The 14168-nt window shown below is 64.1% G+C and carries 14 protein-coding genes; 7 read left to right on the forward strand and 7 right to left on the reverse strand.

The window, feature by feature from the left end; genetic code table 11:
* The first annotated feature begins 10 nt into the window (after positions 1-10).
* Entirely contained in the window at positions 11-790 is a 780-nt protein-coding gene (locus FJ957_RS03250) for a 5-oxoprolinase subunit PxpA (protein WP_140828465.1), read from the forward strand.
* A gap of 49 nt (positions 791-839) precedes the next feature.
* On the opposite strand, the gene FJ957_RS03255 is transcribed toward FJ957_RS03250, so the two are convergent.
* From FJ957_RS03255 to FJ957_RS03275, 5 genes are all read right to left on the reverse strand, one after another.
* Entirely contained in the window at positions 840-1874 is a 1035-nt protein-coding gene (locus FJ957_RS03255; protein ID WP_140828467.1) for an Ldh family oxidoreductase, read from the reverse strand.
* 41 nt (positions 1875-1915) lie between these two features.
* The gene (locus FJ957_RS03260) at positions 1916-3088 is read right to left on the reverse strand and encodes an epoxide hydrolase family protein (protein ID WP_246685758.1); all 1173 of its coding nucleotides are present in this window, start codon (positions 3086-3088) and stop codon (positions 1916-1918) included.
* A gap of 68 nt (positions 3089-3156) precedes the next feature.
* The gene (locus tag FJ957_RS03265; protein ID WP_140828468.1) at positions 3157-4137 is read right to left on the reverse strand and encodes a biotin-dependent carboxyltransferase family protein; all 981 of its coding nucleotides are present in this window, start codon (positions 4135-4137) and stop codon (positions 3157-3159) included.
* The gene (gene pxpB, locus FJ957_RS03270; protein WP_140828470.1) at positions 4134-4799 is read right to left on the reverse strand and encodes a 5-oxoprolinase subunit PxpB; all 666 of its coding nucleotides are present in this window, start codon (positions 4797-4799) and stop codon (positions 4134-4136) included. The genes FJ957_RS03265 and pxpB overlap by 4 nt, the downstream gene beginning before the upstream one ends.
* Positions 4800-4804: 5 nt before the next feature.
* Positions 4805-5581: an SDR family oxidoreductase gene (locus tag FJ957_RS03275; protein ID WP_181180485.1), complete on the reverse strand. Its 777-nt coding sequence runs from the start codon at positions 5579-5581 to the stop codon at positions 4805-4807.
* A gap of 211 nt (positions 5582-5792) precedes the next feature.
* Here FJ957_RS03275 and FJ957_RS03280 point away from each other — a divergent pair, with 211 nt between their 5' ends.
* The 6 genes from FJ957_RS03280 to FJ957_RS03305 all read left to right on the forward strand — a co-directional run bounded on the left by FJ957_RS03280 (position 5793) and on the right by FJ957_RS03305 (position 11217).
* Positions 5793-6428: an RraA family protein gene (locus tag FJ957_RS03280; RefSeq protein ID WP_140828471.1), complete on the forward strand. Its 636-nt coding sequence runs from the start codon at positions 5793-5795 to the stop codon at positions 6426-6428.
* A 182-nt stretch (positions 6429-6610) separates the two neighbouring features.
* Entirely contained in the window at positions 6611-7720 is a 1110-nt protein-coding gene (locus FJ957_RS03285; RefSeq protein WP_246685759.1) for a branched-chain amino acid ABC transporter substrate-binding protein, read from the forward strand.
* A gap of 131 nt (positions 7721-7851) precedes the next feature.
* Positions 7852-8763 carry a branched-chain amino acid ABC transporter permease gene (locus FJ957_RS03290; protein ID WP_140707867.1) on the forward strand — a complete coding sequence of 304 codons (912 nt, stop codon included), beginning with the start codon at positions 7852-7854 and terminating at the stop codon, positions 8761-8763.
* Positions 8763-9722, forward strand: a complete 960-nt coding sequence (locus tag FJ957_RS03295) for a branched-chain amino acid ABC transporter permease (RefSeq protein ID WP_246674177.1) — start codon at positions 8763-8765, stop codon at positions 9720-9722. The genes FJ957_RS03290 and FJ957_RS03295 overlap by 1 nt, the downstream gene beginning before the upstream one ends.
* Positions 9719-10489: an ABC transporter ATP-binding protein gene (locus tag FJ957_RS03300; protein ID WP_348642537.1), complete on the forward strand. Its 771-nt coding sequence runs from the start codon at positions 9719-9721 to the stop codon at positions 10487-10489. The genes FJ957_RS03295 and FJ957_RS03300 overlap by 4 nt, the downstream gene beginning before the upstream one ends.
* Entirely contained in the window at positions 10489-11217 is a 729-nt protein-coding gene (locus tag FJ957_RS03305; RefSeq protein WP_140828484.1) for an ABC transporter ATP-binding protein, read from the forward strand. Before FJ957_RS03300 ends, FJ957_RS03305 begins: the two co-directional genes overlap by 1 nt.
* A gap of 399 nt (positions 11218-11616) precedes the next feature.
* On the opposite strand, the gene FJ957_RS03315 is transcribed toward FJ957_RS03305, so the two are convergent.
* Positions 11617-13284, reverse strand: a complete 1668-nt coding sequence (locus FJ957_RS03315) for a N,N-dimethylformamidase beta subunit family domain-containing protein (RefSeq protein WP_140828487.1) — start codon at positions 13282-13284, stop codon at positions 11617-11619.
* Complete coding sequence (locus FJ957_RS03320) at positions 13274-14167, reverse strand: SMP-30/gluconolactonase/LRE family protein (RefSeq protein WP_140828491.1); 894 nt, start codon at positions 14165-14167, stop codon at positions 13274-13276. The genes FJ957_RS03315 and FJ957_RS03320 overlap by 11 nt, the downstream gene beginning before the upstream one ends.
* Position 14168: the final 1 nt, after the last annotated feature.

Here is a 14168-nt window from a genome sequence, read left to right on the forward strand (position 1 = left end):
GGAAGTCGCCATGACGGGCAGCGGACTTGAAGTCGATATCAATTCGGACATGGGCGAAGGCTTTGGCGCTTACAGGCTGGGCGACGACGCGGCGATCCTCGATATCGTGAGCTCGGCCAATGTCGCCTGCGGTTTCCACGCCGGCGATCCGGAGATCATGGCGGCCACCTTTTCCATGGCGCGGGCGAAGGGCGTTGCCGTCGGCGCGCATCCAAGCTTCGCCGATCTGTGGGGGTTCGGACGGCGCACCATTCCGCATTCGGCGGACGAGATCGAAAGGCTGGTCGCATACCAGATCGGCGCGGCGCAGGCGCTTTCGGTCTATGCCGGTCACCCGATCCGTTATGTGAAGGCGCATGGCGCGCTGGGCAATCTGACCCAGACCGATCGCGCGGTCGCTGAAGCCGTCACGCGCGCCGTCAAGGCCGTCGATCCCACCCTGATCTGCCTGGCGATCGCGCTCGGCTTCCAGGACAGGATCGCGCGCGAGGCGGGCCTGACCGTGAAGTCGGAGATCTTCGCCGATCGCGCCTATACGCAGGAGGGGTTTCTTGTCTCGCGCAAGCTGGAAGGGGCCGTCATCCACGATGCGGGGAAGGCAGCGGAGCGAGTCGTGCGCATGGTCAGGCAGGGCGCCATTGAGACGACTTCCGGGCAGGCGCTGAAAACACCGATCGACTCGATCTGCGTCCATAGCGATACCCCGGCGGCGGTTGCCATCGCCGCCCGCGTGCGGGCGGGGCTGGAACAGAGCGGTGTACGGATCAAGGCCTTCGCTGCAACGCCCTGAGGGTAGGCTGCGTCCGGGCTCACGGCTCACAGCGCCCGCGCCGGGCGTTTCAGACGGCGTCGAGTCCCCGTTCGAGGAAGCGGTCGAGCTGCTCCACCTCCTGGGGCGCGAGGCTGATGCCGTCCCGTTTCGACTTCTCACGGGCGAGGAACCGCCTCTGCGAAGGCAGGCGCGCGCCCTGGCCGAGGATCGCCTCGAACAACGCTTCTGCCCGGGAGAAAGGACTTCCGGGGCGGCCAGCGGCGAAAGCTTCCGGCGACAGGGCGATGACCAATTCGCCATGCTTCGGATAGAGCGTCGTCGTGCCAAGCAGATCGAGGGCCTCGCGGCTCGTCAGGTCGCCGAGCATGGCACCGGCGAGCAGCTCGATCATGGTGCCGATGGCCGAGCCCTTATGCCCGCCGAAGGAAAGCATCGCGCCGGCAAGCGCCGCTTCGGGGTCGGTCGTCGGCCTGCCGTCCGAATCGATCGCCCAGCCTTCCGGCAATTGTTTCCCGGCACGACGATGGAGCTCGATTTCGCCGCGCGCCGCGACTGAAGTCGCAAAGTCGAAGACATAAGGCGGATGCCCCTGGCGCGGCCAGCCGAAGGCGAAGGGATTGGTGCCAAGCAGGGGTCTTGAGCCTCCCGTCGGCGCGACCGTCGCGTAGCTTGGACACATGGCGAGGCCGGCAAGACCGGCTCCGGCCAGTGCCTCGACCTCGACCCAGAGGGCCGAAAAATGAACCGCGTTGTTGATCGCCAGCGCCGCGATGCCGGTTGCGCGCGCCCGCTCGACCAGTACCGGCAGGCCCAGCTCGAAGGCGGGATTGGCGAAGCCGCCTCTCGCGTCCACTTTCACGATCGCCGGCGCGTCCGGCGGCAGCAATTCAGGCTCCGCCTTAGGCTCGGCCTTTCCGGCCTTGACGGTGCGCAACGCGCCTTCGATGCGATAGATGCCGTGCGACTTGCAGGCGTCGCGCTCCCCGGCGACGATGGCGCGCGTGATGGCGCCGGCCTGGGCAGGGTTAAGTCCGGCCTTGCTGAAAATCGCCTCGACGCGCTCGTGCAGGGCTTCGATGGTGAGGGCTGTTTTGCTGCTCATTCTGGCCTTCGGGATTTGCCTGCGGAGCATGCGCCGGCAGGTCAGGAAAATTTCAGCTCGCTCGCGAAGGCTATCAGATCCTGCGCGAGCAGGCCGGGTTGCTCGAAGGCTGCAAAATGCCCGCCGCATGGCATTGTTGTCCACCGGCGCACATTACAAAAAACCCGTTCGACCCAGCTTCTTGGCGGCATCAGCAATTCCTTTGGAAACAGCGCTACCGCGAGTGGAACCTCGATCTTCGCGCCATGCGGGAATGACAACGGCCGAGCGCGAGTCTCCCAATAGAGACGCATGGAGGAGGCAACGGTTCGCGTGAACCAGTAGAGCGAGATGTTGGCGAGGACTTCGTCGCGAGAAAATGCGGCATTGTCCAGATTGCCGTCGCAGTCGCTCCAGTCGCGGAACTTTTCGATCATCCATGCCGCCAGTCCCACGGGCGAATCGGTGAGCCCGTAGGCAAGGGTCTGGGGGCGCGTTCCCTGAATGTGGCTGTAGGCGCCGTGAAGATCCGTCCACCGGGCTTTCTCGCCCAGGAAGATGCGTTCTTCGGCAGTGAGGTCGCCGCCTGGACCAGGGTCATGCGAGGGCGAGTACGAGCCGGGAATGAAATTCAGATGCACGCCGGCGAGATTGCCGGGATGGGCGTGGGCCAGGATCGTCGATACGCTGGCGCCGAGGTCACCGCCCTGCGCCAGATAGCGCTCATAACCCAGGCGACTCATCAGTTCCGCCCAGAGATCGGCGACGGCAAACAGGTTGAGGCCCGCCTTGGTTGGCCGGCTCGAAAAGCCGTATCCGGGGATCGAAGGGATCACGACGTTAAATGCATCCTGCTCTCTCCCGCCATTGGCAAGCGGATCGGACAGGAGCGGCAAAATCCTGATGAATTCGCAAAAGCTGCCCGGCCAGCCATGAGTGAGAATGATCGCTCTGGCGGTTGGAACTGCGGCGCGAACATGGATGAAATGAATGGTCTGGCCGCCGATTTCCGTCTGGTAGTGAGGAAGCTTGTTCCAGGCGTCTTCCTGTCTGCGCCAGTCGAAGTCCGAGCGCCAGTGCTCGAGCAGTCGCCGCAACTCCTCACGCTCGGTTCCCTGGGTCCAGCCGATACCCTCCAGTTGGTCCGGCTCGCGCCAGCTTGCGATGCGTCGCGTCAGGTCGTCGATTTCGGCGTGGGCGATCCGGATCGTGAAGGGGTGGATATCCATGGACATGTTCGCTCGGCGCTATGGGTTTGAAGCGAAAATCGCTGTCGGTGCGGCCTTTTGGTCGCAACCGGCCGTCACGCCGGTCGAGGGCAGCCGGGCCTGATGTTTCGTGCGCCCGCAAGCGCGTCAAGCTGCTGCCTGGCAATACGTAGTGCTTGGGTCGCCGCTTCGATCGATACTGGCACAAAACGCAAGCGCGCGCCGACCGCCGCTTGCGCGAGCCGCCACAGATCAGCTTCGATCACGGTTGCGATCTTCGGGTAGCCGCCGCAGGTGTTGGCATCGGCAAGCTGGATGATCGGCTGGCCGGACGGCGGCACCTGAATGGTGCCTGGCACGATGCCATGCGAGAGCAATTCCAGGGGCGAGATGAGCGAGAGCGTTTCTCCGGACAGGCGATAGCCCATGCGGTTGGCGTCGCTGGTGATGCTCCATTCACTGCTGGTGAAGGCCGCCTGCGCCTGCGCCGTGAAAGCCCCGAACTCGGCGGCGGGCAGCACCCTCAGTTCGATCGCAGAGTCGGTAGCGTTGCCGGTGATTTGCCGCTCCTCCAGCGCCACGCCAACGCCTGCTGGGGGAAGCGGGCACACCGCGCTGTTGAGCAGGAGCCGGTCGCCGCGCGCAAGGCCGCGCCCGGCAAGCCCGCCGAAACCGCCTTTCACATCCGTCGCGCGCGAGCCCATGACGGATGGCAGGTCGAGCCCGCCGGCGAAGGCGATATAAGAACGAGCGCCTGCGCGAGGCGCTTCCATCAGAAGCGTCTGGCCCGCGCGGATAGTGGTTGCCCACCAGGGCGGATACCGCCGATCATCGATACTGATCGGGCAGTCGGCTCCGGTGATGGCCAACGCGGTGTCGACATGTGCCTTGAGCCGGAAGGGATAGAGTGCAATCTCCAGCCCCGCGGCCGATCGGTCATTGCCCAGCATGAAATTGGCGATCGCCAGCGCCTGGCTGTCCATGGCGCCGCCATGGCTGATCCCGAGCGCCAGATAGCCTGGGCGGCCGAGGTCCTGGACAGTGTTCGGAAGACCGGTGGACAGGATTTCGATCATTGCTCTATGCCCGCAATCTCGAATTGGACCTTGTCTCCGGGCCTCAGCAGCACCGGCGATTGCGCCTGAATATCGAAGAGCCTCACGTCGGTGCGGCCGATAATGTGCCACCCCGACGGCGCGGTCATCGGCATGATGCCTGCCTGCGCGCCGCCGATGATGACGGCGCCTTCGGCCACTTTCAGGCGAGGGTTTTTGCGCCGTGGCCAGTCGAGCCGCGGGTCGAGACCGGACAAGTAAGGAAAGCCCGGCATGGCCCCGATAGCGGCTACGGAATAGGTCGCGGCCGCGTGACGATTGACTGTCTCTTCCAGCGACAATGCGCAATGCGCGGCCCAGCCAGCGAGGTCTTCGCCGCGCGAGCCGCCGTAATGCACGGGAATCCTGCGCAAGGTGCCGGCGGCCGCTTGTGGATGGGTGCCGGCCCAAAGTGATTGCAGTTGTTCGCCGACACTCGATGCATCCGTGACGAGCGGGTCGAACAGCACCAGCAGGTTGTTCATGCCGGGGACCGTCTCGCGCACGCCGTCGAGGGCTCGTGCAGCTTCCGCCACAGCCCAAACCAACTCTTGAGTGGCGTCGTCGAACCTTGCCTGCGCGCCATCGAGAAGCAGCGCGCCTGATCCCGCAAGGCTGATGCGCGGCGCTGGCCCAATGGTCATGAGCGTCAGTCCTTCACCGGCACGGTGTAGTTCAGGATCAGGCGACCGCCATCTGGATAAATAGTCTGACCCACGATGTAGGAGGCATCGTCGCTGGCCAGGAAGGAAGCGACGCTGGCGACCTCCGACGGCTCGCCGCAGCGCCCGCTCGGCGTTCGCGACAGGATGGTCTGCCGCTGCGCCTCGCTGGCCATGACCGAGCTCCTGACCATGTCGGTCAGGATCGTTCCCGGTCCGATGGCGTTGACGCGGATGTTGTGCGGGATGAGCCCGACCGCCATAACCGCCGTCAGCTGCTTGATGCCGCCCTTTGACACCGCGTAGGCGACGGAATTGGGAATGGCCAGGATGGCGTTGATCGACGACATGTTGATGATCGAGCCGCCGCGCCTCTGAGCGATCATGGCTCGTGCCGCGGCCTGACCGAGGAGGAACGGCGCCTTGAGATTGACGCGCTGAACCCAATCGAAGGCTTCCTCGGGAAAGTCGACGAAATCATCGAGGTGGATCACACCGGCATTGTTGATCAAGACGTCGACGCCGCCAAAGGCGTTGGTGGCCTCGGCGATGATGCCGGCGGCCATGTCCGCCGTGCATGCGGAAAGATCCGCTTCGAGCCAGACGGCGCGCTCGCCGAGACGTTGCGCATGCTCGCGACCGCTGTCGGCTTTCACATCCACGAGCACGACCTTGGCGCCGTCGGCATGAAAGCGCTCGGCACAGGCGAGGCCCAAGCCTTGCGCCGCCCCGGTGATGATCACGACTTTGCCCGCATGCTTCACAGCCAATTCCCTTTTTGATGCCAAATGAGGATATGTTATCCAATCTATCGTCAAGCGCGAGCTTATGGCAAGCCCGGTGTGGTGGGCGCGAAAGCGGCTCGCAGCGTGGAATTACAGGGAAATCGGCTTTTTCAAACAGCTTCAAGTAAGCCGGTTGACTTTGCTCTTCAAATGATGATTGGATAATATATTCACAAACTGGAGGATGAAAATGGCGGGCGGGCAGCGGGAAGGTGAACTGGTCGATGCGTTCCGCGTCTTTGCCACGCCGTTGATCAGCGACAATCTTGCCCGGGTGCCCGGCGCCGTCGGGTTGCGACCGTTCCACAAGATCAGCGGCATCATGGTGGGACGGGCGCTGACAGTGAAGACGCGCCCCGGCGATAACCAGTTCATCCATCGCGCGCTCGACCTGGTGCAGCCGGGCGATGTCATTGTCGTCGATGGCGGCGGTTACGAAGGGCGGGCACTCGTCGGCGAGATCATGACAAGCCTCGCTGCCTCACGCGGCGCCGCGGGCATCGTCATCGACGGAGCCATCCGCGATGCCGGCGCCATCGGCCGCAATCCATTTCCCTGCTTCGCGCGATCGGCCATCCACCTCGGCCCTTACAAGGACGGTCCCGGGGCGATCAATGTTCCGGTCTCGGTGGGCGGAATGGTCGTCGGTTCCGGCGACATCGTCGTGGGCGACGAGGACGGCGTCGTGGCGTTTCCGCTCGAGGGCGCCACGGCCTTGCTGGCAGCCGTCAAGGCGCAGGAGGCGCGCGAAGCCGACATCATGCAGAGCATCAAGGAGAACCGTTACCAGGGTGCCTATGCCCAGGCTTCGGCCAGCAGCCATTGAGTTGCAGAGCCTGACGCCAGAGCCTCGAGCGCAGGCCGGCTGGCGATTGCAAACATTGCAGCTCCGCCTCTGAAGGAGGAGCGCAACCTGGCCGATCCGCCCAGGGCGGCTCGGCGACAATCAAGCAGAATGCATTACGGGCCATGACCCGGATGCGCCAACAGGGGAAAATGGAGAGAATGATGGTTGTTTCCTTCAAGAGGCTTGCCTGCGCCACCGCCCTTGCCGGGCTGACCATGACCGCGGTTGCCGCCGCTGCCGACGTCAAGATCGGCATCGTCGCGCCGATGACCGGCCAGTTGGCCAGCGAAGGACAGGACATGGAAAACGCGGTGAAGATGGCGATCGATGCCGCCAATGCCAAGGGCGGCGTCAACGGCGACAAGATCACCACAACCACCGCCGACGACGCCTGCGATCCGCAGCAGGCGGTCACCGCCGGCAGCAAGCTGGTATCGGAAGGCGTGACGGCAATCGTCGGCGGCTACTGCTCCGGCGCCGTGTTGCCGACGTTGAAGATCTACGGCGATGCCGGCGTTCCGTTCGTCATCATCGGCGCGAATTCGACCAAGCTGGTCGCCGCCAATCAGGGCAATGCCTTCCTCGCCAACTCGACCGGCGACATGCAGGCGACCACCGCCGTCGAGCTCTTCAAGAAGAACGGCTACAAGAAGATCGCCGTCATAGACGAAGGCGATGCCTATTCCTCCGACCTGGCAAAGCTCACCGCCGAAGCCTTCAAGAACGCGGGCGGCGAGATCGCCGCCAAGGAAACCACCACCGCCGGCGAGCAGGACTATTCGGCGGTCGTCACCAAGATTAAATCAAGCGGCGCGGATGCCGTCTTCTGGACCGCCTATCATGCCGGCGGCGCGCTTCTCACCAAGCAGCTTCGGCAGGCAGGCTTCCAGGGCGGCATCGTTCTCGGCGACGGCAACAATTCGCCGGAATATCTGGAGATCACCGGCTCGGCCGGCGAGGGCGTGTTTCTGCTGTCCCCGCCAACCGTCGATCTCCTCTCCGGCGCTGCCGATTTCAGGGCCAAGTACAAGGAGGCCTACGGCCGCGACGCCGGCGCCTACGCGGCACTTTCCCATGATGTCGGCGACCTGATCGTAGACGCCATCGCACGGGCAAAATCTGCCGATCAGAAGGCAATCATCGAGGCGCTGAAAGCAAGCGACTTCAAGGGCCTGGCTGGCGAAATCAAGTTCACCGACAAGAACACGCTGCAGACGTCGAACTTCCGCCCGGTCGTCGCCAAGGGCGGCAAGTGGGTCGCCGCCGAGTAACCGACGAAACATGCTGATGCCGAGGCGGCCTTTTTGCCAGCCTCGGCATCATTCCTGTTTTTGCGGCTATGTGGCGGGCTATCGATGCTTCGCCAAGGCTCGACTTTTTCAATCTCTGCACCGGAGCATCAATGACGCTCGACCTAGTCATTCAGCAACTGGTGAACGGCCTGATTGTCGGCTCGTTCTACGCCCTGATCGCGCTCGGCTACAGCATGGTCTTCGGCGTCATCAAGCTCCTGAATTTCGCCCATGGCGATATCTACATGAGCGGCGCCTTCGTTGGCCTCATCGTGTTTTCCTTCGTCGGCGTGTGGGTCGGCAATGGCTGGGCGGGCGTCGTCTGCGCCTTGCTGGTTTCGATGCTGGCCGTAGGGTTGCTCGGCGTCGTCATCGAGCGCTTCGCCTACCGGCCGATGCGCAACGCGCCGCGCCTGTCGATCCTGATCACCGCGCTCGGGGCCTCGATGGTGCTGAATGGCACCGCGCTTGCGCTGACCGGCGGGCGGCATTTCGCATTCAGCACCGACCTCGGTTTTGCGGGCCTGGACGTTTCGGCCGTGCACATCACCTACACACAGATCGTGCTTGTCGCAGCCTCGATCCTGCTGATGGCTGGGATGCAGGCCTTTGTCTCGCGCACCATGTACGGCAAGGCGATGCGCGCCGTGTCGATCGACATGGGGGCCAGCCGCCTGATGGGCATCGATGTCGATCGGGTGATCGCGCTGACCTTCTTCATGGGGTCGGCACTCGCGGCCGGCGGCGGCGTCATGGCGGGCGCCTACTATGGCAGCGTCCATTTCTTCATGGGCTTCATCATGGGGCTCAAAGCCTTCACCGCTGCCGTCATCGGCGGCATCGGCAGTGTGCCGGGCGCCATGCTTGGCGGCCTGCTGCTCGGCCTTCTCGAGGCCTACGGGTCATCCTTGCCCTTCGTCGGATCGGAATGGCGCGACGTCTTCGTGTTCGGTGCGTTGATCCTGTTCCTGGTCTTCAAGCCGACGGGCCTGCTCGGGCGCTCGGTTGTGGAGCGGGTGTGATGAGCGACGGAGCCAGGACCTTGCCAGCCGCCGCGCAACCGCCATTGGTGCGGCGCTCGCATTTGCTGCCGGGTCTCGCCGCGCTTGGCTGTGCGCTGGTGCTGCCGCACTTCGCCAATGCCTATGTAACGGAGGTGGCAACCACGGCGTTGCTCTATGTCGTGTTGTGCCTCGGCCTCAACATCGTCGTCGGCTATGCGGGCCTGCTTGACCTCGGCTACGCGGCCTTCTTTGCCGTCGGCGCCTACACGACCGGCATCCTGACCTCGGAATTCGGCTTCAACTTCTGGCTCACGATTCCCGTCGCCATGGTGGCTGCCTGTCTGGCCGGTGTCATCATCGGCGCGCCGACCTTGAGGCTGCGCAGCGACTATCTGGCGATCGTGACCCTGGGCTTCGGCGAGATCGTGCGCATCATTGCCCGCAACCTCGATATCACCGGCGGCGCCAGCGGCCTCGTCGGTATCGAGCGGCCGGAGATACTGGGCTTCAAGCTGATGCAGGTGCAGCACTTCTACTATGCGTTCCTGACGCTCGCGCTGCTTGCCGTTTTCGCCTGCCTGAGCGTCGAGCGGTCGCGCATGGGGCGTGCCTGGTTCTATGTCCGTTATGACGAGGACGCCGCCGCGGGGATCGGCATCAATCGCGTGTCGGCCAAGCTGCAGGCCTATATGATGGGGGCCGTGATCGCGTCGGTGGCCGGGTGTCTCTACGCCGCGAAGATGACCGCGATTTCGCCGGAAAGCTTTACCTTCAACCAGTCGCTTCTGATCCTTTTAGGCGTCGTCCTGGGCGGCATGGGCCGCATCCCCGGTGTCGTCCTGGGTGCGATTCTGGTGGCCCTGCTGCCGGAGGTGCTGCGCGGAGCTGGCACCTATCGTCCGCTGGTCACGGCTGTGGCGCTGCTGGCAATCATGCTCTTCAGGCCGAACGGCCTGTGGCCGGACAAGCGGGGTTGACCATGGCCTTGCTGGAAGTCCGCGATCTGCGCCTCAGCTTCGGAGGGCTGAAGGTCCTGCAGGATATTTCGTTCTCGGTGGAGAAGGGCGCCATCAACAGCCTCATCGGGCCGAATGGCGCGGGCAAGACGTCCCTCTTCAATTGCCTGACCGGCTTCTATAAGCCAAAGGGTGGCTCGATCCGGCTGGGCGGCCGGCCGATCACCGGATTGCCGCCGCACCGCATCACAGCGCTCGGCCTTGCCCGCACGTTCCAGAACATCCGCTTGTTCAAGGAGATGTCGGTTCTGGAAAATGCCATGTCCGGCCAGCATTGCCGCAGCCGCCACGGCATCGTCTCGGCAATCCTGCACCTGCCGTCGCAACGGCGGGAGGAGAATATGATACGCGCGGCGGGAATGCGCTGGCTCGAGTTCGTCGGCATCGCTGAACATGCGCATCGTCTGGCCGGCAGCCTCTCCTACGGTGATCAGCGACGGCTTGAACTTGCAAGGGCCTTGGCCTCGGCGCCCGAGATCATCCTGCTCGATGAGCCTGCTGCCGGGCTGAACGAGCGCGAGAAGCTCGATCTTGTGCATTTGATCCGCCGCATTCGCGACGAGACCGGCGTCACCGTGCTTTTGATCGAGCACGATATGGGCCTTGTCATGCAGGTGTCGGAAAAGATCGTTGTCTTCGACTATGGCCAGAAGATCGCCGATGGCGCGCCGGAGGCCGTGCGCGCCGATCCGAAAGTCATCGAAGCCTATCTCGGCACGGAGGATTGATGGATACGGATATTGTCCTTGCGGCCGACCGGATCGTCACGCGCTACGGCAGCATCGAGGCGCTTCATGGCGTCAGCCTCTCGATAAGGCGCGGCCAGATCGTGGCACTGCTCGGCGCGAACGGCGCCGGCAAAAGCACGACATTGCGAACGCTGTCCGGTCTCATTGCTGCGTCCTCGGGAAGCGTCCGGTTCCTGGGTGAGGACATAACCAGGGTCCCGGCCCACCGGTTGCCGCATCGAGGTCTTGTTCACGTTCCCGAGGGACGGCGCATTTTCGGCGACATGACGATCCGGGAGAATCTTGACCTGGGTTCGTTCACGCTGACCGACGATGCGGAGCGGCGACGGCGGCTGGATCATGTGTTCGAACTCTTCCCGATCCTGGCGCGAAGGCACAATGGCGACGCAAGGAACCTGTCCGGCGGGGAGCAGCAGATGCTGGCGATCGGAAGAGCTCTCATGGCGGCCCCACAGATGCTGCTGCTCGACGAGCCTTCAATGGGGCTGGCGCCACAGCTGATCAAGGAAGTCATGAACATCGTGCAGCGCCTCAATCGTGAGGGCGTGACGATCCTTCTGGTGGAGCAGAACAGCAAAGTCGCATTGAAGTTCGCGGACTACGGCTACGTTCTAAAGGGGGGACGTATAGTGCTTGAAGGGCGGGGAAGCGATCTTGCGAATAATGACGCCGTCGTCAGCGCCTATCTGGGCGGTGTCGCGGCCTGAAAGCTGACCGTTCTGCGCATCCTCTCAGCCGAAAACGCCCATCGGAATTCCGGCGACGTCCGCCTTCGCGGAGAGCAGCGTTCGGGCGGTCCGTGCGGAGCGATTTGATGAAGAGTGCCTTCAGGTCGCTGCTGCCGAAGCAAGGCATGGTCGGCGCCGGCGTCGGCAGCGGGAATATCCCGGCGATCCGGCCGTCCGGGGCGAATTTGGTGATCCGGCCAGCCGTCACGCCCCCGCAACCCGGCCGGCTTGCCGGCAGGGCGCTTTTGCTCGAGTGCCAAGGCGCTTTCAGGTCTTGGTCCGGGTCGTCGGTCCGTTACCGAAATGTTTTAAGTGTCCGTACCTTCCGGAGTGCGATGGCCAGGACAAACCGGCAAAACGACAGCCCGCCACGCAATTTCATGCATTGGTGAAACGGTCGAGCACGTTGCGGGTGATCTGCTCGGTGAAGCGGTCGCCGCGCTTGAGGCCCATCACCCACTCGCAGGTCGCGGCGGTCAGCACTTCGCCCTTGCCGCGCGTCATGTGCACCATCATGCCGGCGCCGTATTTATAGCGGGCAAGCCCTTCCGGCGTCACCTCGCCGGTGACGCATTTCACCAGGCCCTCATGGTCGCTGCTGCGGACATAGTAACGGAAGCCTTCGCCGTCCGGCTCGTCCTCGGCAAGCACCGCCGGCGCCATGGCGAGGATTTGGATCGTTTCCGGCTGACCGTCGACCGGGACAGGATAGGGGAGGCCATGCCTGAATGTGTAGTCGAGGCCGTCGACCTCGTAGGCGAAGATGCGCTCCTTGTCGCCGAAGATATCGGCATAGTGAAGCCCGGTGCGGGCAAACACCCAGTGCTCGGGACGGTAGACGGTGAAGCCCTTCTGGCCGTGCGGCGCGAAGCCGCCCCAGGACGCGTAGAGCCCATGCAATCCGTTGACGCCGACCGTCGAGGCGCCCGGCCAGGCAACGTCCTTGTCTTCCCATGCGGTCGACAGCAGATGCGCCTTATCGGTGCCGGCGACCGGGTCGGCATTGACGGCGTTGAACTTGTGGCAGATCTGGCGCTTGCCGTCGTCCTCCAGGCGGATCTGCCAGAGGAAGTTGGCGCCGAAGCGCGCAAGCCTGCCGCCGCGTTCGACATAGGCTTCGATCGCCAGCCGCATCTCGCGGGTCCAGTATTCGTCATGGCCGACAATGGTCACGCACGGATAGGCGTCGAGCAGCTCCGGCCTGTAGTGCAGGTCGGTTTGCGTGATCATGTCGAGCTCGTAGCCTTCCTTCTCAGCCCACAGCACGAAGTGGCGGTCGAACTGCGCCCAGCCGGCGGCGGCGTAATATTGGCCGAAGCCGTTGGCATAGGCCCATTCCTTCATCGGGTAGCGCGGCGCGTCGCCGAACTCCGGCAGCGGGTCGGCGCAGATGCGCGGCGCTCCGGGCGGCAGCCAGACGACGCCGCGGGTCCACGGGCGCTCGAGCGAAAGCACGGGCGAGGGCTGGTCTTTGCCCGCACCGACAACGCCAAAATAGTGATTGGCGCCGCCGAAATCATTGTAGGCGGTCCAGGTGCCGGTCGGCAGGATCATCAGGATCTTCGCGCGGCGCGTCGCCGCTGTCGGACGCACGACGAAGAAATGGTGCTGGACGAACTTGCCGCCATTGGCGCGGGCGCAGGTCGAGACGACCCGGTAGAAGCCCGAGCGCAGATCGGCCGGCAGCCGCCAGCGGTGGCTGACGGGCCAGCCGCAGCCGGAACGATATGCATCCGCCGGCGTCGGCGCGAAGACGCCGGCGATGTCCTCGACCTTGTGGATGGTTTCCGGCCGATAGCCGTCGCGGTAGATCTCCAGCGTCCAATGCGGCGCGGTGGTCGAGGAATGGAAGACCACCTCGTCGCCCGGGTCATAGGACATCGTGTCCGTGTAGGTATAGACCTCGGGCAGGGCAGGGTCGCCGCGCGGCGCTTCGTACCAGGGGTTGGAGTGCCAATGCTCGTCGGCGGACATGGCCCAGGCTTTGCGCGGGCGGATGTTGACGGGGCCGAGTTCGGGCGGAACGAAATCGTCTTCACGGGACATTGGCTGGCTCACTCAGATCATCAGCAGGGAAGGTCGGTTGAAGCGTATACGAGACGAGCTGGCCGGGCAGGCCGAGCGTCACCCAGAGCCGGCCGTCATGGACGCAGCAATTGGTCGGGTCGCTGCCCTCGCCGCAATCGATCATCTCGACCAGTCGGCCGGCGGTGTCGAGGATCGCGACCCGGTCGCCGGTGCTGCCGGTGACGTAGAGCAGGCCTTGATGGAAGACCATGCCGTCCGGATTGAAGCGGTCGTCGAAACGAACCCATTCGGTTATCGCGCCGACGCTGCCGTCATTCCAGTCGAAGCGCAGCAGACGATGCTCTATCGTGATGCCGACGATCAACGAACCGTCGGGATGGAAGACAAGCCCGTTCGGGAAGCCGGTCATCTTGGCCAGCGCACGGACCGTTCGATCCTGTCCCGCCGCAAGCAGCTGCCCGCCATGGTAGGCCGCGTCGTCGGCGCCCAGAACCTCCCAGTTCTGCGGATCGGTGAACACGATCCCGCCTTCCGGCGTGAAGATCAAATCGTTTGGCCGCGAAGGCTTCGCTCCGGGGAGTTGGTCGGCGAAGTTTTCCCAGCGGCCGTCGAGTTGCAGGCGCTGGATGCAACCGGAAATCATTGGCTCGGCGAAATGCAGCTTCTCAAGCGACTCAGGCGCAAGGCCGCCATTGTTGCAGATATAGAGCGCGCCGTCGGGGCCGAGCCGCATGCCGTTCGGCGCGCCGGGAAGCGTGGCCAGTTCGCGCACGGCACCGTCCTTGAAGGCACGCACCTTGGCGTGGAGCAGGTCGACGAAGGCGATCGACCCATCCGGGAGCGCCACCGGTCCCTCCGGAAAGCCCAGGCCCGTCACGTGGATTTCCTTCGACCGTTTCATA

It is taken from the genome of Mesorhizobium sp. B2-4-6 (genome assembly GCF_006442775.1).
Lineage (GTDB): Bacteria > Pseudomonadota > Alphaproteobacteria > Rhizobiales > Rhizobiaceae > Mesorhizobium.